General features: G+C 70.6%; 15 protein-coding genes. 3 read left to right on the top strand and 12 right to left on the bottom strand.

The annotated features are described in order from the left end of the window. Positions 1 to 275: 275 nt before the first annotated feature. The 3 genes from IE244_RS28720 to thyX all read right to left on the bottom strand — a co-directional run bounded on the left by IE244_RS28720 (position 276) and on the right by thyX (position 3,987). A complete protein-coding gene (locus tag IE244_RS28720; RefSeq protein ID WP_191876466.1) occupies positions 276 to 1,961 on the bottom strand; it encodes a ribonuclease J in 1,686 nt (561 codons plus the stop codon). A 155-nt stretch (positions 1,962 to 2,116) separates the two neighbouring features. Continuing rightward, positions 2,117 to 3,016: a 4-hydroxy-tetrahydrodipicolinate synthase gene (dapA, locus tag IE244_RS28715; RefSeq protein WP_191876465.1), complete on the bottom strand. Its 900-nt coding sequence runs from the start codon at positions 3,014 to 3,016 to the stop codon at positions 2,117 to 2,119. A gap of 221 nt (positions 3,017 to 3,237) precedes the next feature. Then, positions 3,238 to 3,987: an FAD-dependent thymidylate synthase gene (gene thyX / locus IE244_RS28710; RefSeq protein ID WP_191876464.1), complete on the bottom strand. Its 750-nt coding sequence runs from the start codon at positions 3,985 to 3,987 to the stop codon at positions 3,238 to 3,240. A 170-nt stretch (positions 3,988 to 4,157) separates the two neighbouring features. Between thyX and IE244_RS28705 the strand changes: the two genes are divergently transcribed. Together IE244_RS28705 and IE244_RS28700 are read left to right on the top strand one after the other, a co-directional pair. Further along, a complete protein-coding gene (locus IE244_RS28705) occupies positions 4,158 to 4,418 on the top strand; it encodes a hypothetical protein (protein ID WP_191876463.1) in 261 nt (86 codons plus the stop codon). An 88-nt stretch (positions 4,419 to 4,506) separates the two neighbouring features. Then, on the top strand, positions 4,507 to 5,067 hold the full coding sequence (locus IE244_RS28700; protein ID WP_191876462.1) for a phage holin family protein: 561 nt from the start codon (positions 4,507 to 4,509) through the stop codon (positions 5,065 to 5,067). Positions 5,068 to 5,203: 136 nt separating this feature from the next. Here the strand turns inward: IE244_RS28700 and IE244_RS28695 are convergent, their stop codons facing one another. The 5 genes from IE244_RS28695 to rpsO form a co-directional block, all read right to left on the bottom strand. Beyond that, positions 5,204 to 5,656 carry a tetratricopeptide repeat protein gene (locus IE244_RS28695; protein ID WP_191876461.1) on the bottom strand — a complete coding sequence of 151 codons (453 nt, stop codon included), beginning with the start codon at positions 5,654 to 5,656 and terminating at the stop codon, positions 5,204 to 5,206. A gap of 13 nt (positions 5,657 to 5,669) precedes the next feature. Then, a complete protein-coding gene (gene dapB / locus IE244_RS28690) occupies positions 5,670 to 6,422 on the bottom strand; it encodes a 4-hydroxy-tetrahydrodipicolinate reductase (RefSeq protein WP_191876460.1) in 753 nt (250 codons plus the stop codon). A gap of 33 nt (positions 6,423 to 6,455) precedes the next feature. Continuing rightward, positions 6,456 to 7,835 carry a M16 family metallopeptidase gene (locus tag IE244_RS28685; protein ID WP_191876459.1) on the bottom strand — a complete coding sequence of 460 codons (1,380 nt, stop codon included), beginning with the start codon at positions 7,833 to 7,835 and terminating at the stop codon, positions 6,456 to 6,458. Beyond that, positions 7,832 to 10,051 carry a polyribonucleotide nucleotidyltransferase gene (locus IE244_RS28680; protein ID WP_191876458.1) on the bottom strand — a complete coding sequence of 740 codons (2,220 nt, stop codon included), beginning with the start codon at positions 10,049 to 10,051 and terminating at the stop codon, positions 7,832 to 7,834. Before IE244_RS28680 ends, IE244_RS28685 begins: the two co-directional genes overlap by 4 nt. 341 nt (positions 10,052 to 10,392) lie before the next feature. After that, positions 10,393 to 10,680 carry a 30S ribosomal protein S15 gene (rpsO, locus tag IE244_RS28675; protein WP_030583699.1) on the bottom strand — a complete coding sequence of 96 codons (288 nt, stop codon included), beginning with the start codon at positions 10,678 to 10,680 and terminating at the stop codon, positions 10,393 to 10,395. Positions 10,681 to 10,945: 265 nt separating this feature from the next. Here rpsO and IE244_RS28670 point away from each other — a divergent pair, with 265 nt between their 5' ends. Then, a complete protein-coding gene (locus tag IE244_RS28670; RefSeq protein ID WP_191876457.1) occupies positions 10,946 to 11,239 on the top strand; it encodes a DUF397 domain-containing protein in 294 nt (97 codons plus the stop codon). Positions 11,240 to 11,345: 106 nt separating this feature from the next. On the opposite strand, the gene IE244_RS28665 is transcribed toward IE244_RS28670, so the two are convergent. The 4 genes from IE244_RS28665 to IE244_RS28650 form a co-directional block, all read right to left on the bottom strand. Then, positions 11,346 to 13,439 (bottom strand): serine/threonine-protein kinase, encoded by a 2,094-nt coding sequence (locus tag IE244_RS28665; protein WP_191876456.1) that lies wholly within the window; start codon positions 13,437 to 13,439, stop codon positions 11,346 to 11,348. A gap of 52 nt (positions 13,440 to 13,491) precedes the next feature. After that, the gene (locus IE244_RS28660; RefSeq protein ID WP_191876455.1) at positions 13,492 to 15,732 is read right to left on the bottom strand and encodes a serine/threonine-protein kinase; all 2,241 of its coding nucleotides are present in this window, start codon (positions 15,730 to 15,732) and stop codon (positions 13,492 to 13,494) included. A 9-nt stretch (positions 15,733 to 15,741) separates the two neighbouring features. Continuing rightward, positions 15,742 to 16,734 (bottom strand): protein kinase family protein, encoded by a 993-nt coding sequence (locus IE244_RS28655; RefSeq protein ID WP_191876454.1) that lies wholly within the window; start codon positions 16,732 to 16,734, stop codon positions 15,742 to 15,744. Between the two features lie 91 nt (positions 16,735 to 16,825). Then, positions 16,826 to 18,025, bottom strand: coding sequence for a S8 family serine peptidase (locus IE244_RS28650; RefSeq protein ID WP_191876477.1), 1,200 nt, complete (start codon positions 18,023 to 18,025; stop codon positions 16,826 to 16,828). Between the last annotated feature and the right edge of the window lie 91 nt (positions 18,026 to 18,116).

Raw genomic sequence — 18,116 nt, 5'->3', positions numbered from 1 at the left:
CTTCCCTTCGGTGTTTCCGACTCTATCAGATCTTTTCTCGATCCGATTTCCTCGGTGCTTTCCAGGTTCCCGCTCTCGCGTTTCCCTTTCCGGCGGTTCCGACTTTATCAGAAGTTCTGAGTCGGTTTTCCCTCCCGCTCCGGGCACCTGTGTCCAGCGCGTGAAGTGCTGGAGTTCCCGGTTGGGCGGAGCCGTAAACGTACTGGAGCGGGGCGCCCCGATGCAAATCGAGGCGCCCCGCTCCGGGCTCGCGTCGGCCGGCGGCCGACGGGGCGTCAGACCTCCACGACCACCGGGAGGATCATCGGCCTGCGGCGATAGCTGTCCGAGACCCACTTGCCGAGGGTGCGGCGGACGAGTTGCTGCAGCTGGTGGGGCTCCACGACACCGTCCTGGGCGGACCGCTCCAGCACTTCCGTGATCTTCGGGATGACGTCGGCGAACACCGAGTCCTCGATACCTGAACCGCGCGCCTGGATGTGCGGACCGCCGGTGATCTTGCCGGTGGACGAGTCCACGACCACGAAGACCGAGATGATGCCCTCGTCGCCGAGGATCTTGCGGTCCTTGAGGGCCGGCTCGCCGACATCGCCGACGGAGAGGCCGTCGACGTAGACGTAACCGGCCTGGACCTTGCCGGAGATCTTGGCCTTGCCTTCGACCAGGTCGACCACCACGCCGTCCTCGGCGATGACGATCCGGTCGTGCGGGACGCCCGTGAGCGCTCCCAGCTCGGCGTTGGCGCGCAGGTGCCGCCATTCGCCGTGCACCGGCATCAGGTTCCTCGGGCGGCAGATGTTGTAGAAGTACAGCAGCTCGCCCGCGGACGCGTGGCCGGAGACGTGCACCTTGGCGTTGCCCTTGTGGACCACGTTGGCGCCCCAGCGGGTCAGGCCGTTGATCACGCGGTAGACCGCGTTCTCGTTGCCGGGGATCAGGGAGGACGCCAGGATCACCGTGTCGCCGTCGACGATCCGGATCTGGTGGTCCCTGTTGGCCATCCGCGACAGCGCCGCCATCGGCTCGCCCTGGGAGCCCGTGCAGACCAGGACCACCTCGTGGTCCGGCAGGTCGTCCAGGGTCTTGACGTCGACGACCAGGCCCGGCGGAACCTTCAGATAGCCGAGGTCGCGGGCGATGCCCATGTTGCGGACCATGGAGCGGCCGACGAAGGCGACCCGGCGGCCGTACTCGTGGGCGGCGTCCAGGATCTGCTGGATGCGGTGCACATGGCTGGCGAAGCTCGCCACGATGATCCGCTTGCGGGCGCCGGCGAAGACCTGACGCAGGACGTTGGAGATGTCGCGCTCGTGCGGGGTGAAGCCCGGGACCTCGGCGTTCGTGGAGTCCGTGAGGAGGAGGTCGATGCCTTCCTCGCTCAGGCGCGCGAACGCGTGGAGGTCGGTGAGGCGGTTGTCCAGCGGGAGCTGGTCCATCTTGAAGTCGCCGGTGTGCACCACCATGCCGGCGGGGGTGCGGATGGCGACGGCCAGGGCGTCCGGGATGGAGTGGTTGACGGCGATGAACTCGCAGTCGAAGGGTCCGACGCGCTCGCGGTTCCCCTCCGCCACCTCAAGGGTGTACGGGCGGATGCGGTGCTCCTGGAGCTTGGCCTCGATGAGGGCGAGGGTCAGCTTGGAGCCGATCAGCGGGATGTCCGGCTTCTCGCGGAGCAGGAAGGGGACACCACCGATGTGGTCCTCGTGGCCGTGCGTGAGGACGATGCCCTCGATGTCGTCGAGGCGGTCCCGGATGGACGAGAAGTCCGGCAGGATCAGGTCGATTCCGGGCTGCTCCTCCTCGGGGAAGAGCACTCCGCAGTCGACGATCAGCAGGCGGCCGCCGTACTCGAAGACCGTCATGTTCCGGCCGATCTCACCGAGACCGCCGAGTGGGGTGACCCGCAGGCCACCCTCAGGGAGCGGCGGGGGCGGGCCGAGTTCGGGATGCGGATGACTCAAAAGACTCTCCTCACCACGCGCGCCACGTACCGGTCGGGCACGTGGCGCGCGTGACGTTCGTGCATAAGCAGTTGTCGTTGTGGGTGCGGGCACCGGTGGCCCGCCTTCTTCTGTTGTTCTTCAGTTGTGAAGCCCTTGTGGTGCCAAGTCTGTTGTCAGAGCTGTACCCCGCCGGCAGCAAGATCGATCTTGAGCTGGGCAATCTCCTCGGGCGAGCACTCGACCATGGGCGGGCGCAGCGGCCCGGCGGGCAGGCCCTGGAGGGCGAGCGCGGCCTTGGTGGTCATGACGCCCTGGGTGCGGAACATGCCGGTGTAGACCGGGAGCAGCTTCTGGTGGATCTCGGTGGCCTTGACGACGTCGCCGGAGACATGGGCGTCGACCAGAGCGCGCAGGTCCGGGGTCACGACGTGACCGACGACCGAGACGAAGCCGACCGCGCCCACGGAGAGCAGCGGGAGGTTCAGCATGTCGTCGCCGGAGTACCAGGCGAGGCCGGACTGGGCGATGGCCCAGCTGGCGCGGCCGAGGTCGCCCTTGGCGTCCTTGTTGGCGACGATCCGGGGGTGTTCGGCGAGCCGGACGAGGGTCTCGGTGTTGATCGGGACGCCGCTGCGGCCGGGGATGTCGTAGAGCATGACCGGCAGGCCGGTGGCGTCCGCGACGGCCGTGAAGTGCCGGTAGAGGCCCTCCTGCGGGGGCTTGTTGTAGTACGGCGTGACGACCAGGAGGCCGTGTGCGCCGGTGCGCTCGGCCTCGCGAGCCAGCTCGATGCTGTGGTGGGTGTCGTTGGTGCCGACTCCGGCGACGACGTGGGCGCGGTCGCCGACCGCCTCCAGTACGGCTCGTACCAGGTCCGATTTCTCCGCGTCACTGGTGGTGGGGGACTCGCCGGTGGTGCCGTTGATGATCAGGCCGTCGTTGCCTGCGTCCACCAGGTGGGCGGCGAGTCGCTGCGCGCCGTCGAGGTCGAGTGCGCCGTCCGCCGTGAAGGGCGTGACCATGGCGGTGAGGACCCGCCCGAAGGGGGTCTGCGGAGTCGAGGTCGGAGCCATGGGTAACACGCTACTCGGTGCTCAATACGTGGTCTGCCCGTGGGGTGCCGGGAAAGTCCTGACAAATGCGGAGCCCGGCACTGCCTGCTCGGGGGTTCAAGCAGTGCCGGGTCCGTTTGATCAGGCTAGATGAACTTCTCTAAATGCCGCAATACGGACACTTCGCGAGGCTGATCCGGACATCCGTTCCTGGTGAGGGAACAGGGCTTCGTAGGCCTTGCCTACGGGGCCACGCGCCCGTTCGCGTTGAAGGCGGCGTACGTCAGCGGCATGAGCCTGGCCCACTCCGCCTCCATCTCCTCACCGACCATCTCGATCTCCCGCTGCGGGAAGGACGGCACCTTGGCCAGCTCGTGCTGGGTGCGCAGGCCGAGGAAGTGCATCAGGGAGCGGGCGTTGCAGGTGGCGTACATCGAGGAGTAGAGGCCGACGGGGAGGGTCGCGCGGGCGACCTCGCGGGCGACGCCCTCGGCGAGCAGCTTCTGGTAGGCCGTGTACGCCTGCTCGTACGACTCCCGCAGGGTGCTGCTGACCACCTCGTGCTGGGCCGGGGTGCCCTCGACGAAGACGTACTTGCCGGGGCGGCCCTGCTGGACCAGCTTGCGCTCGGCGCCGGGGACGTAGAAGACCGGCTGCAGCTCCCGGTAGCGCCCGGACTCCTCGTTGTACGACCAGCCCACGCGGTGCCGCATGAACTCGCGGAAGACGAAGATCGGGGCGCTGATGAAGAACGTCATCGAATTGTGCTCGAACGGGCTGCCGTGCCGGTCGCGCATCAGGTAGTTGATCAGGCCCTTGGAGCGCTCGGGGTCCTTCTTCAGCTCGTCCAGGGACTGCTCGCCGGCGGTGGAGACCCTCGCGGCGAAGAGGACGTCGGCGTCCGACGCGCTGGACTTCACCAGCTCGACGGTGACGTCACTGCGGAACGTGAGCGACTCGGGGGTGGTCACGGGGGTGGGGGTCCTTCCCATCACTTCTTAGGTTCGCGCCCACCTTACGGGGCACCCGCCCGGCCCGGAGCAGGACCTCACCTCAAAAATCCCACCACGGATTTTTTCCGACATGGGCACCTTTTGTGTCACTGGAGCGTCTGTACCCGTGAGGGCTGTTCGTTCGACCCCCGAGAGGAGACGTACCCGCCATGTTCCTCCCCCAGCCACCGCCGGGAGGTGCCCCCCGCGAGCCCGTACCCTTCGCCTTCCTGGCCGAGGCGGACCGGTTTCGCAGCAATGTCACTCCCCCGCCCCGTCAGCGGGCGTCCTTCGGCGAGATAGCCGGGCGCTGGCTGCTGGGACTCACGATCGTCGCCGGGCTGGCGGGGTCCCTCGTCATCGGCATGCCGGCGATGTCCACGCCGTCCAGTACGCCGGCCCAGCAGTCCCAGGCCTCGCAGGGGCACTGACCCTTCCGGCCGCCCAAGGGTGGTGAGCGGGAACAGCGGCGGATAGCCTCACCGGGCACAGCTCACGCAAGAATTGTGAGGACCAGCCGTGCCCCTGTCCTTCCTGACGGCCGACCGGCCCTTCGAGGCCGCCGCCGAGAGCGCGCTGCCGTACGACGACCGGGAGCGCTGGCGGCGCCCCTACCGTCCGGGTCCCTGGCGTGTGGGCGTGGCAGCGCTGGTGCTGCTGCTCGCCTCGTTCGTGCTGTTCGCCGCGGTGGCCATCGCCCTGACCGACTCGGTGTCCGCCGCCGGGGCCGTCCTCGTCGGGGCGCTCCTGGTCATCGCGGTAGCACTGCGGCTGCTGCGCATGGGCGTGTGGGTGAGCGGCCGCGGAGTGCGTCAGGTCGGCCCGCTGATGACGCGTACGACACCGTGGGCCCAGGTGCTCTCGGCGCGGACGGTGCAGCAGCCGGTGCGCTGGCTGGGCCTGCCGCGGACGGTGCAGGGGCAGGCGCTGATGCTCGTCCGCCAGGACCGCTCGGCCGGGGACACGGCACCGCTGCTGACCACGCACACGCTGGACTTCCTGGGGCGGCCGGCCGCGTTCGACCGCGCCGCCGACACGGTGGAGGCGTGGGCGGCGGAGTGCGGGCGGCTGGCGCCGTAGGGACGGATCCGCTCTGCTGGGCGGTGCCCAGCGCCCCAGCCACCCCCGTCCGACACCAGCGCGGCACCTCCCGGGCCCTCAAGGCACTGGGGGAGGCACGGCGCGGGCTCGGCGGTGGGCGCGCAGCCGGACGCTGTCAGGCGTGGACGGGACGGCCGTCGTGCAGGGCTATGGCTCTTTGCATCGCCTTGCGCGCCCGGGGGGTGTCGCGGGCGTCGTGGTAGGCGACGGCGAGGCGGAACCAGCAGCGCCAGTCCTCGGGGGACGCCTCGGTCTCGGCCTTGCGCCGGGCGAAGACCTCGTCGGCCGAGTCGCGGTCGATCCGGCCGCTGGGCAGGCGCTTGAGCTCGTCGACCGGCAGGGCTCCCTCGGCGTCCAGCTCGGCGGCGAGGGCGTTGGCCCTGCGGACGAACTGGGTGTTCTTCCACAGGAACCACAGGCCGATGACCGGCAGGATCAGCACCGCCACACCGAAGGTGACGGTGACGACCGTGCCGGACTGGATGAGCATCACGCCGCGGCTGCCGACCAGGACGAAGTAGAAGACCAGGACGGCGGCCGTGACGAGGTAGGTGATCTTCGCGCGCATGGGAGGTTCTGTCTCAGCTCAGGTCCAGGAAGTGTTCCAGGCCGAAGGTCAGGCCCGGAGTGGTCACCACGCGGCGGGCGCCGAGCAGGATGCCCGGCATGAAGCTGCTGTGGTGCAGGGAGTCGTGGCGGACGGTGAGCGTCTCGCCCTCGCCGCCGAGCAGCACCTCCTGGTGGGCCAGCAGGCCCCGCAGGCGGACGGCGTGGACCGGGACCCCGTCGACGTTCGCGCCCCTCGCGCCCTCCAGGGCGGTGGCCGTGGCGTCCGGCGCCGGGGCCGTACCGGCGGCCCGGCGGGCCTCGGCGATGAGCTGGGCGGTGCGCGTGGCCGTACCGCTCGGCGCGTCCACCTTGTTCGGGTGGTGCAGCTCGACCACCTCGACCGACTCGAAGTACGGCGCGGCGATCTGCGCGAACTTCATCGTCAGTACGGCCCCGATGGAGAAGTTCGGCGCGATGAGCACGCCGGTCTGCGGGGACTGGGCGAGCCAGCCCTTCAGCCGCGCGAGGCGCTCCTCGGTCCAGCCCGTCGTACCGACGACCGCGTGGATGCCGTGGCGCACGCAGAAGTCGAGGTTGTCCATGACGGAGTCCGGGGTGGTCAGCTCCACGGCGACCTGGGCGCCGGCCGCCGTCAGCGCCTCCAGCGTGTCGCCCCGGCCGAGGGCGGCGACCAGCTCCATGTCCTCGGCCGCCTCGACCGCCCTGACCGCCTCGGAGCCGATCCGGCCCTTGGCACCGAGGACCGCCACGCGCAGCTTGCTCATCTCTTGCTTCCTTAGGGGAGTGACCGGGAGGGATTAGGCGACGGCGTCGTGCAGCCGCGCGGCCTGCTTGTCCTTCAGCGGGCCGATGACCGACAGCGACGGGCGCTGCCCCAGGATGTCGCGGGCGACCGCGCGGACGTCGTCCGGGGTGACCGCCGCTATCCGGTTCAGCATGTCGTCGACGGACATCTGCTCGCCCCAGCACAGTTCGCTCTTGCCGATGCGGTTCATCAGCGCGCCGGTGTCCTCCAGGCCGAGGACGGTGGAGCCCTGGAGCTGGCCGATGGCGCGGGCGATCTCGTCGTCGGTGAGGCCGTCGGCCGCCACGTGGTCGAGTTCGTCGCGGCAGATCTTCAGCACGTCGTGCACCTGGCTCGGCCGGCAGCCGGCGTACACGCCGAACAGGCCGCAGTCGGCGAAGCCGGAGGTGTAGGAGTACACGCTGTAGGCGAGGCCGCGCTTCTCCCGGACCTCCTGGAAGAGCCGGGAGGACATGCCGCCGCCGAGGGCGGTGTTGAGCACGCCCATGGCCCAGCGGCGGTCGTCGGTGCGGGCGATGCCGGGCATGCCCAGGACCACGTGCGCCTGCTCGGTCTTGCGGCCGAGCAGCTCGACCTTGCCGGAGGTGCGGATCGTACGGCTGCCGTCGCGCGGGGCGATGGGCTGCGCGTCGGGGGTCCGCAGGGCGCCCGCCTTCTCGAAGGCCGCACGGACCTGTCGTACGACCTTGGTGTGGTCGATGTTGCCGGCGCAGGCGACCACGAGGTGGGTGGGGTCGTAGTGCTTCCGGTAGAAGCGGCGGATGCGGTCGGCGGTGAGGGCGTTGACCGTGTCGACGGTGCCGAGGACGGGACGGCCGAGGGCGTTGTTGCCGAACATGGTGTGCGCGAACAGGTCGTGCACACAGTCGCCCGGGTCGTCCTCGGTCATGGCGATCTCTTCGAGGATCGCACCGCGCTCGACGTCGACGTCCTGCTCCAGGATGAGCGAGCCGGTCAGCATGTCGCAGACGACGTCGATGGCGAGCGGCAGGTCGGTGTCGAGCACACGCGCGTAGTAGCACGTGTACTCCTTGGCCGTGAACGCGTTCATCTCGCCGCCGACGGCGTCGATCGCGGCGGAGATGTCCAGCGCGCTGCGCCGGCGCGTGCCCTTGAAGAGCAGGTGCTCCAGGTAGTGCGTGGCGCCGTTCAGGGCCGGGGTCTCGTCGCGGGAGCCGACGTGCGCCCAGATGCCGAAGGTCGCGGAGCGGACCGAGGGCAGGGTCTCGGTGACGATGCGCAGGCCGCCCGGGAGGGTGGTCTTGCGGACCGTGCCGATGCCGTTCTGGCCCTTGATCAAGGTTTGGGTACGGGCGACGGCCCGCGCCTCCGAAGAGGGGCGGGCCGTCACCTGGGAGCTACGGGACGTCACTGCTCGGCGTCGTCCTTCGCAGTCTCGTCGCCTTCCTCGCCCTCGATCACCGGAACGAGGGAGAGCTTGCCGCGGGAGTCGATCTCGGCGATCTCGACCTGGACCTTCTGGCCCACACCGAGGACGTCCTCGACGTTCTCCACGCGCTTGCCGCCGGCGAGCTTGCGGATCTGCGAGATGTGCAGCAGACCGTCCTTGCCGGGCAGCAGGGAGACGAACGCACCGAAGGTGGTGGTCTTGACGACCGTACCCAGGTAGCGCTCGCCGACCTCGGGCATCGTCGGGTTGGCGATGCCGTTGATCGTGGCGCGGGCGGCCTCCGCCGAGGGACCGTCGGCGGCACCGATGTAGATCGTGCCGTCGTCCTCGATGGTGATCTCGGCGCCCGTGTCCTCCTGGATCTGGTTGATCATCTTGCCCTTGGGGCCGATGACCTCGCCGATCTTGTCGACCGGGATCTTGACGGTGATGATCCGCGGGGCGTGCGGGGACATCTCGTCGGGGCGGTCGATGGCCTCCATCATCACGTCGAGGATGTGCAGGCGGGCGTCGCGGGCCTGCTTGAGGGCCGCGGCCAGGACGGAGGCCGGGATGCCGTCCAGCTTGGTGTCGAGCTGGAGGGCGGTCACGAACTCCTTGGTGCCGGCGACCTTGAAGTCCATGTCACCGAAGGCGTCCTCGGCACCGAGGATGTCGGTGAGGGTGACGTAGTGCGTCTCGCCCTCGATCTCCTGGGAGATCAGGCCCATGGCGATACCGGCGACCGGGGCCTTCAGCGGCACACCGGCGTTCAGCAGCGACATGGTGGAGGCGCAGACCGAGCCCATGGACGTCGAGCCGTTGGAGCTCAGCGCCTCGGAGACCTGGCGGATCGCGTAGGGGAACTCCTCACGCGTCGGCAGCACCGGCACCAGGGCGCGCTCGGCGAGGGCGCCGTGGCCGATCTCGCGGCGCTTCGGGGAGCCGACGCGGCCGGTCTCGCCGGTGGAGTACGGCGGGAAGTTGTAGTTGTGCATGTAGCGCTTGCGGGTCACCGGGGAGAGGGTGTCCAGCTGCTGCTCCATGCGGAGCATGTTGAGGGTGGTGACGCCCAGGATCTGGGTCTCGCCACGCTCGAACACCGCGGAGCCGTGCACCCGCGGGATGGCCTCGACCTCGGCGGCGAGCGTACGGATGTCCGTCACGCCACGGCCGTCGATGCGCTTCTTCTCCTTGATGACGCGCTCACGGACCAGGGTCTTGGTCAGCGAGCGGTACGCGGCGGAGATCTCCTTCTCGCGGCCCTCGAACTCCGGGAGGAGCTTCTCGGCGGCCAGACCCTTGACGCGGTCCAGCTCGGCCTCGCGCTCCTGCTTGCCCGCGATCGTCAGCGCGGAGGCCAGCTCCGGCTTGACGGCGGCGGTCAGGGCCTCCAGGACGTCGTCCTGGTAGTCCAGGAAGATCGGGAACTCGGCGGTCGGCTTCGCGGCCTTGGCGGCGAGGTCGGCCTGGGCGCGGCACAGGACCTTGATGAAGGGCTTCGCGGCCTCCAGACCGGCGGCGACGACCTCCTCGGTCGGCGCCTCGGAGCCGCCCTCGACCAGCTTGATGGTCTTCTCGGTGGCCTCGGCCTCGACCATCATGATCGCGACGTCGCCGTCCTCCAGGACGCGGCCCGCGACGACCATGTCGAAGACGGCGTCCTCAAGCTCGGTGTGCGTCGGGAAGGCGACCCACTGGCCGTGGATCAGCGCGACGCGGACGCCGCCGATCGGGCCGGAGAAGGGCAGGCCGGCCAGCTGCGTGGACGCGGAAGCGGCGTTGATCGCGACGACGTCGTACAGGTGATCGGGGTTGAGGGCCATGATCGTGGCGACGACCTGGATCTCGTTGCGCAGGCCCTTCTTGAAGGACGGGCGCAGCGGGCGGTCGATCAGGCGGCAGGTGAGGATCGCGTCCTCGGAGGGCCGGCCCTCACGGCGGAAGAAGCTGCCGGGGATCTTGCCGGCGGCGTACATCCGCTCCTCGACGTCCACCGTGAGGGGGAAGAAGTCGAGCTGGTCCTTGGGGTTCTTGGAGGCGGTGGTGGCCGACAGCACCATGGTGTCGTCGTCCAGGTACGCCACGGCGGAGCCGGCGGCCTGCTTGGCCAGGCGACCGGTCTCGAAGCGGATGGTTCGGGTGCCGAAGGGGCCGTTGTCGATGACGGCCTCGGCGTAGTGGGTCTCGTTCTCCACTAGCGTTTTCTCCGTTACATATCGTCTTTCGTCCCTTGGCTGCCCGTGTGGCAGGGGGACGGTGGCGGAGAAGCGCTCCGTCTGGTGCGGGCCGGTCTTCGATCGAAGCACCCGGGGCTCGCATCCCCCGGGGGCCACTACCGAGGACCGGCGGCGGCGAGGTGCGCTTCTCCTCGTTCTGTGTCGTACGTCGTTGTTCTGTGCCGTACGTCGTTCTGTGTCGTGCGTATTGCGTTGTGCTACCACACTACAAAGCGTGAGTGACACTCCGCACGTTTCCGTGCGTACGACGAAGGGAGCGGTCCCCGGGTGCTACCGGGAACCGCTCCCTTCACGGCGACTTACTTGGCGCCCGCCGCACCACGACGGATGCCGAGGCGGTCGACCAGCGTACGGAAGCGCTGGATGTCCTTCTTCGCCAGGTACTGCAGCAGGCGGCGGCGCTGACCGACGAGGATCAGCAGGCCACGGCGGGAGTGGTGGTCGTGCTTGTGGGTCTTGAGGTGCTCCGTCAGGTCGGAGATCCGACGGGAGAGCATCGCGACCTGGACCTCGGGGGAGCCGGTGTCGCCCTCCTTGGTACCGAACTCGGCGATGATCTGCTTCTTCGTAGCGGCGTCGAGCGACACGCGCACTCCTCATAGTCTGTTGAGTGCCACCGAGTGCCCCCGGTCTACGTCTCGGGGGGCTTCCGTTACTCGGGAGGCGGGGATCCGCTGGGCGCGGCCACCAGAGCCGACGGCTCCGGGGGTGCGTACACAAACGGCCGTCACACAGGGTACCAGCAGGTGGCCGATGTCTTTCCCCCGGTTCTGAAACCACCCGGTCGGGGCCCGGTCCGCCACTAGGGTGAGCGCCGGGACCGTACACAGGCCGGAAAGGGATCGCGGCACGATGACGGAGACGGAAGCGGAGCTCAGGGCACGCAAGGAGCGGGAGCGGGACGAACTGTACGCGCTCGACATCTCGGGCGTGGAGTGGCAGGGCGCGCCCGGCACGGAGGAGCACGAGGAGCGGGTCGAGATCGCGTACCTGCCGGGCGGGGCCGTGGCGATGCGTTCCTCACTCGACCACGGCACCGTGCTGCGCTACACCGAGGCGGAGTGGCGCGCGTTCGTGCTGGGGGCGCGGGACGGGGAGTTCGACCTGGAGCCCTCGGAGCGCGATGGGGGGCTCACGGCGCAGTGAGCGGCGCGTGACGGTGGCGCGGGACGGCGCGCATGACGGTTTCGGCGGCGGGCCCGGGCTCCTGGAGGAGTCCGGGCCCGCCGCCGTCGGCGGTCGTGCGGTGTGGTCAGAAGACCGGGAACGCGATCAGTGAGCCGTTGGCCGTGGCGAAGGCCCGGTTGCCGCCGACCGCCAGTTTGACCGCGACCTTGAGACCCAGGAACGAGGCGAAGTTGTAGTTCCAGACCTCCGAGCCGTCCTTGAGGCTGAAGGCGCGCACCGTGGTGCCGTTGTAGTCGTCGTCGAGCGCCCACGCGCCGCTGCCCTGTACCAGGACCGGGCCCTGGCCCGCCTCGTAGGCCGTCCACCGTTCGTCGTCGCCCTTGCGGAGGCCGAACCGGGTGCTCATGCCGCCGATGGTCACGTACACGGAGTCACCGAAGACCTGGGCGGCACCGTATTCCGGCGGGTTCGCGTAGCTGTCCGTCTGGTGCCAGAGTTCCTTGCCGTCCGACATCCTGCGCGCGGTGAGCGTCTTGCCGTTGAGGTAGACCACACCACCGCGCGCCACCGGGACGAGCTGCTTCTTCTTCGCCTGGTTGGACAGCACCCACAGGGTGCGGCCGGTCTTCGTGTCGACCGCCAGGGCGTGTCCGGTGGTGGTCGGCACGACCAGTGTTCCGCTGTCGGCGGCGCCCTCGGGGTAGACGCTGGTCCTGAACTGCTGCGCCATCGGCACGGTCCAGCGGATCCGCGCGTCGGAGCGGCCCACCGAGCGCAGCCGGTGGTCCTTCGTCAGCACGTACACCGCGTCCTCGTCGGCGGCCAGCAGCGCCTTGGCGTCGGCCTTCGCCGTCCACTTGGGCTCACCGGTGGACGGGACGTAGGTGCGCAGCGTGCCTTCCGTGTCGGCGGCCACGAGCAGGCGGTCGGAGAGCGAGAGGCAGCCGCCCGTCATCGGCGTGTCCGGGGCCTGCCAGCGGCGTTTGCCGTCGACGACGTTGAACGCCGCGAGGCCGCCGGAGGGGGTGGCGGCGATGATGACGTCCCGGATGGGCAGGGGGGCCGGTGCATCGGTCGCGACGGCCCCTTTGCGCGTCCAGAGCGGCTTCACCTGGTCACCGACGATGTAGTCGCCGTCGTCGGCGGACAGGACGCGTGCGGCCGGTGTCTTCACCGCGGGCGGGATGGTGAACAGGTCCGCGCGGCTCTGGCCGCCGTCGCGCAGCAGCCACCAGCCGGTGCCGCCGCCCACCACGAGCAGCGCGCCGCCGGCCGCGATCCCGGTGAGCAGTCCCCGTCGGCTCGGCCCCGCCCCGGTCTGTGTCGTCATCAGCGGTGCGGTCAGTTCGCGTACCTCACGCTCCCGCTCCCTGATCGCGTCCGCCACCGGCCCGCGCGTCCACGCCGTGCCGGACTTCCTGGGCGGAGCGAAGGCGCCGGCGACCTGCTCGGGCGTGGGCCGCCCGGCCGCTTCCCTGGCGAGACACGGGGCGATCAGGGCGTGCTGCTCGGGTGAGAGGCCGTGCCAGAGCGGTTCGCCATGGACGACCTCGTACTGGACGGCGGCCACGTGCGCGCCTTCGAACGCCCGGTGCCCCGTGGCCGCGTACACGAGTACGGCACCGAGGGAGAAGACGTCGGCAGCCGGGGTGACGCGCCGGCCGAGCACCTGCTCGGGGGCGCCGTACCCCGGAGTGACCGGGATCTGCCCGGTGGTGGTGAGCGTCAGACCGTGCTCGGGCCGTGCGATACCGAAGTCGATGACCCTCGGGCCGTCCGAGGTGAGCACGATGTTCGGCGGCTTGAGGTCGCGGTGGACGAAGCCGGCGGCATGGATGTCCCGCAGGGTGCGGGCGACCGACGCGGCCAGAGCGCGCAGTGCCGTGTCGTCCAGCGGCCCGAGCCGGTCCACGACCTGGTCCAGTGTCGGTCCGGCGAGGAACTCGGTGGCGATCCACGGCCGTCCGCCCTCGGTCTGCGCGCCGAGGACCGCCGCCACCCCGGGGCTGCGCACGGCCTGGGCCGCCAGCGCCTCGCGTACGAACCGCTGGGCGAGGCCGGTGTCATGGGCGAGCTCCGGCCGGAGCACCTTCACGGCGGCGACGGTGCCCGCGTGGTCCTGCCCCACGTACACCTTGCCCATGCCGCCCTCACCCAGCACACCGAGCAGCCGGTACGGGCCGAGCCGGATCGGGTCGCCGGTCCCCAGGGGTCTCATCGCTTGTCGCTCTCTCTCGTCTGCACCGGTCGGCTCGTCCGCGCCGGTCGGCTCATCGCAGCGGGAAGGCCGCGAGGAAGTGACCGCCCAGCGCGATGATCTCCCCGGCCTTCTCGTGGATCATGAAGCGGTCGCCGGTGGTCCGGTAGGAGTGGTCGGGCGCGTGGGAGGACAGGTCGATGGCCCACAACCGCCCCCCTCGCTTGGTGTACGCGTAGTCGGGGCCGACGACCGGGGCGGTCTTCAGGTCCGCTTTCGCGCCCTGTGCGCCCTTCTCCTGCCACTTGACGCGCCCGGTCGCCGGGTCGAACGCGACGAGCCCGAGTCCCTTCTCGACGGCGTACAAGGAGCCTTTCCCGAGCGCCGGAAGGCCGTAGGTGCGGCCCGGCCGTGCGGACTTGGAGTCCCAGGCGACCCCGCCGTCGCCGAGCCGCAGGGCCCGGAGCGGGCCGGCTCCCACGTACAGGTGCTGCGCGTCGGTGACGAGAGGCTGCCGTACCTGGTCCGGAGCGACCCCGTCGAGCTTGCGGTCCCAGCGGACCGTGCCCGTACGGGTGTCGCGTACGACGGCGTGCACGCTGCCGTCGTCGGCTTCCTGGAGCGCCACGAGACGGTTCCCGACGACCGAGGCGGCGAGGAAGTACAACTGCGAGGAGTCCTGGCGCCTCTTGGGCAGCGGTGCCGTCCACAGCCGCTTTCCCGTGCCGATGTCCACCGCGAGCACGTACCAGGACTGGGAGGACAGGAAGCCCTGGGAGAACTCGCCGCGGCCGGCGACCAGGTAGAGCACGCCGTCCGCGATGCACAGCGCCTGGTTCTCCGGCAGGGCGTTGAGGTCGGAGAACTGCACGAAGGGCTTCTCCGCCGTGCCGCTGAGGATGTCGAACGAGGCCAGGGCCAGCGGGTTGGCGTGGGAAGCGTCGTCCTCGACGCTGGATCCGATGTAGCCGTCGTCCACCTCGGTGACCAGGATGACGCGGTCGCTCTCGGAGGCGACCTGCCAGGTGTACACCGTGTCGTCCGACTTCCAGGAGATCTTGCCGGTCTGCGCGCTGACACCGTTCAGGCTGTCCCCGGCGACCAGCACCACCAGGTTGGCCACGGAGTGCAACTGGGCGGGCAGGTACTCCAGGCCGTCCACGGAGAGGTACGTCTCCGGGTCGGCGACCTGGATCTGCCAGCGGGAGTCCAGCTGTTTCTTCGGCAGCAGGCTGTTGCTGGGCGCGGGGGCGGGCTGGGTGTGCGGGCCGCCGCCCCACCGGCTCCAGGCCCAGGCCCCGGCCGTCCCGGTGGCGGCGACGGCCAGCGTGGTGCCCGCGCCGGTGAGCAGCAGCCGCCGGCGGGACCACCGCGCGGGGGCCGGCGGCGCCCCCGGGTCCGGGTCCTCGGCGGGAGCGGGCAGGCGCTGTGGCATGACCTGCCAGACCTCGGTCGCGCGCCGGGCGATGTCGGCCAGCAGCACGTCCGGCAGGTGGTCGGCGAACTCGCCGCCGCCGTCGTGCAGTCGGGAGGCGAGCCATCCGGTCGTGGGGCGCCGGAAGGGATTCTTGTCCAGGCACTGCGCGAGCAGCGGCAGCAGGCTTTCGGGAACACCGTTCAGGTCGGGTTCGGTGTACTGCACCCGGTACAGCAGGTCCGCCGCCTGACCGTGCCCGAAGGGCGGACGCCCGGTGGCGGCGAAGACGAGCAGCCCGGCGAGCGCGAAGACGTCACCGGCGGCCGTGTGCTCCTGCCCGCTCGCCTGCTCCGGCGACATGAAGGCGGGGGTGCCGACCGCGACCCCGACCCGCGTGAGGTGGTCGTCCCCGGCCGCGCGGGCGATGCCGAAGTCGATGACCTTGGGCCCGTACGCGGTGATGAGGACGTTGGAGGGCTTGAGGTCGCGGTGGACGACGTCGGACGCGTGCAACTGCCCGAGCGCCCCGCACAGCGCCGCCCCGAGCGCCCGTACGGACGTCTCGGGCAGCGGACCGCAGAGCTGCACGGCCTCGTCGAGGGGCGGTCCGAGCACGTACTCGGTGGCGAACCACGGGGTCTCGGCCCGCGGATCCGCGTCCACCACGCCGGCGCCGAACCGTTCCCCCACGACCCGGGCCGCGTCGGTCTCCAGCCGGAACCGGGTGCGGAACGCGGGGTCGGAGGCGATGCGGGCGTGCATCGTCTTCAGTGCGACGGTACGGCCGCCCGCCGTACGGGCGAGGTAGACGGTGCCCATGCCGCCGCTGCCGAGGCGGGCGATCGGGCGGTACGGGCCGAACGCGTGGGGGTCGTCGTGTATGAGAGGGGAGGGCATGGCCGTCGTTCAGTTCGGGTGCGGGCGGGAGACGGGACTGGTGCCGGGGTCGGCGGACGGTGCGGGCGGTGCCTCGACGGGGATCTCCGCGGTGAGGACGGCCGCCGACTGATGGGCGAGGGCGGCGATCACGCGGCCGGGGAGCCAGCCGGGGGTGAGCAGGGTGGCGGCGCGGTTGTCGGCGCCGGCGCCGGCATCGGTACCGGCACCGATGGACAACGCGTCGATCAGCTCGGCCAGTTGCGGGCGGGTACTCGGGTCACGGGAGAGGCACCGGGCGACGACCGTGCGGAACGCGGCCGGCAGTTCGTCGCGTTCGGGCGTCGTGTGGCCGGTGGCCGCGTAGGCGAGCGTCGCCCCGAGGGCGTAGACGTCCCCGAGGGGGCGCGGACGCCCGCCGGAGGCCTGTTCCGGCGGGAGACTGCCCGCTTCCAGTCCCGGGAGTCCCGAGCGCGGGGTACCGTCCGGCGCCGCCGCGCGCACGGCGCCGAAGCAGGAGAGACGGGGCCGGTCGGCGGCGAGGAGTACGGCCGCCGGTGACACGCCGGCGAAGGCCAGCCCCTGGCCGTGCAGGACGGCGAGCGTCTCGGCGAGGGCCACGCCCAGCGCGCGTACCGTCCGCTCGGGCAGCGGACCGCCGTGTACGGCGAGGGCGGTCGGCAACGGCAGGACGGGCTGGTAGGGCCAGGAGTACCAGGCGGGCTCCCCCGGACCGGCGAGGGCCGTGGCCGGGGCGGCACAGGGCCCGAGCAGATAACGGGAGCCGTCCGCTTCGGCCAGGAAGCGCCCGGCGTCGGCTCCCGGCCGCGGGAGCGACAGCAGGACGGTGTGCCGGCCGTCGGCGCTGCGGGCGATGTGGCGCCGCTCGGGGACGGGCAGTCCGGTACGCGGATCGTCCAGCGCGGTGATGAGCGTGTACGGGCCCACGCGCCGCCGTGCCTTGGCGGCCGCGCCCGGTTCTTCCCCGGCGGCCACACCCGTGCCGCCCCCTGTGACCTGCATTTCCTATCCTGTTTCTTCCGCTTTGCCGCCGGCGGTTCACGTCGTGGGCCTCACCCTCCCACATGGCGGGAACCTTCCGGACCTCGACCGATCAGGGGTTACGGCGCGCCCGCAGCACGCCGAAACCGGCGCCTGCGACGACCAGTACGGCCGCGACGGCACCGATGACCATCCAGGTCGTCGTGTCGCCCCCGGAGCCGGAGTCCTTCGCGGCGGCCGGGCCGGGGCCACCGGAGGAACCGGCGTCCTGTGCGGGCCGGCCGGGGGACGGCGCGACCGACAGGCTCGGGGTGGCCATGACGTCCTCGTCGGCGCCCGTTCCGTTCTCGGCGTACAGGGGATCCCGGTCGGCCGGGCCCGGATCGATGTTCTGGTCCGTCAGCACGCGGCGCGGGCGGATGATGCCGTAGCCGAGGTACGTGCTGGGCCTGTCCTTGGGCCAGGACCGGCCCGCGGTGTCGAGGAGTGTCCGAAGGACCTGGTTGGCCGTCCAGTCGGGGTGCACCGACCAGACCAGGGCCGCGCAGGCGGAGGCGATGGCGGTGGCGGGGCTGGTGCCGTCGGTGTCGCAGTACCGGGTGAACGTGCCGTCGCACCAGAGGGGGATGTGGACGCCGGGGGCCGCGAAGTCCACGTAGTCGCTCTTCGTGGAGAACTTGCCCACCGTTCCGGTGCTGTCGCTGGCGGAGACGCCGACGACGTACGGGTAGACGGCCGGATACGAGGCCTTTCCCTTTTCTCCGCCGTTACCGATCGCGGCGAACATCAGCTTCCCCTTGGACGCTGCGTACTTGACGGCGTCTTCCTCCTCGGAGGACGAATACGGACTGGCGAGAGACATGTTGATGACCTTCGCGTCACTGTCGGCGGCGGCCCGGATCGCGTCGGCGAGGCTCGCCAGCTTGTCTTCGTCCTTGCGGTCCGTGGTGTACGGGATGTGAAGGGGAAGGATCTTCGCTCCCGGTGCCAGCCCCTTGACGCCGCCGCCCGCTCCCGTGCCGGCGATGAGCTCGGCCATGCCCGTGCCATGACCGGCATGGTCCTCGGTCGCCTCGTACGCGACGGACTTCGGCACCTGGCCGGTCAGCACCTGCCCCTTGAGGGACGGGGTCTTCGGATTCACGCCCGAGTCGACGACGGCGACCTCCACCCCCTTGCCGGTGCTGTGTTTCCACATCTCATCGGCACGCATGGCGTTCAGGTACCACTGCTTCGACCGAATGCCCTCTGCGGGCGCTCCGGGAGCCGGCCCGGCCGACACGATGACCAGGGTGCCCAGCGCCGAACACATCGCTGCCAGACGTCTCATACCGCGCCCCCTCAGGAGGGCAACACCTCTGCCGCGTCGGCCGGTCGCTGGCTCCATGCCTGTGTACGTCCTC

The organism is Streptomyces filipinensis, assembly GCF_014649495.1.
Lineage (GTDB): Bacteria > Actinomycetota > Actinomycetes > Streptomycetales > Streptomycetaceae > Streptomyces > Streptomyces filipinensis.
Note: the sequence above shows the minus strand (reverse complement) of the source record. Positions and strands in the feature narration are given on the sequence as shown.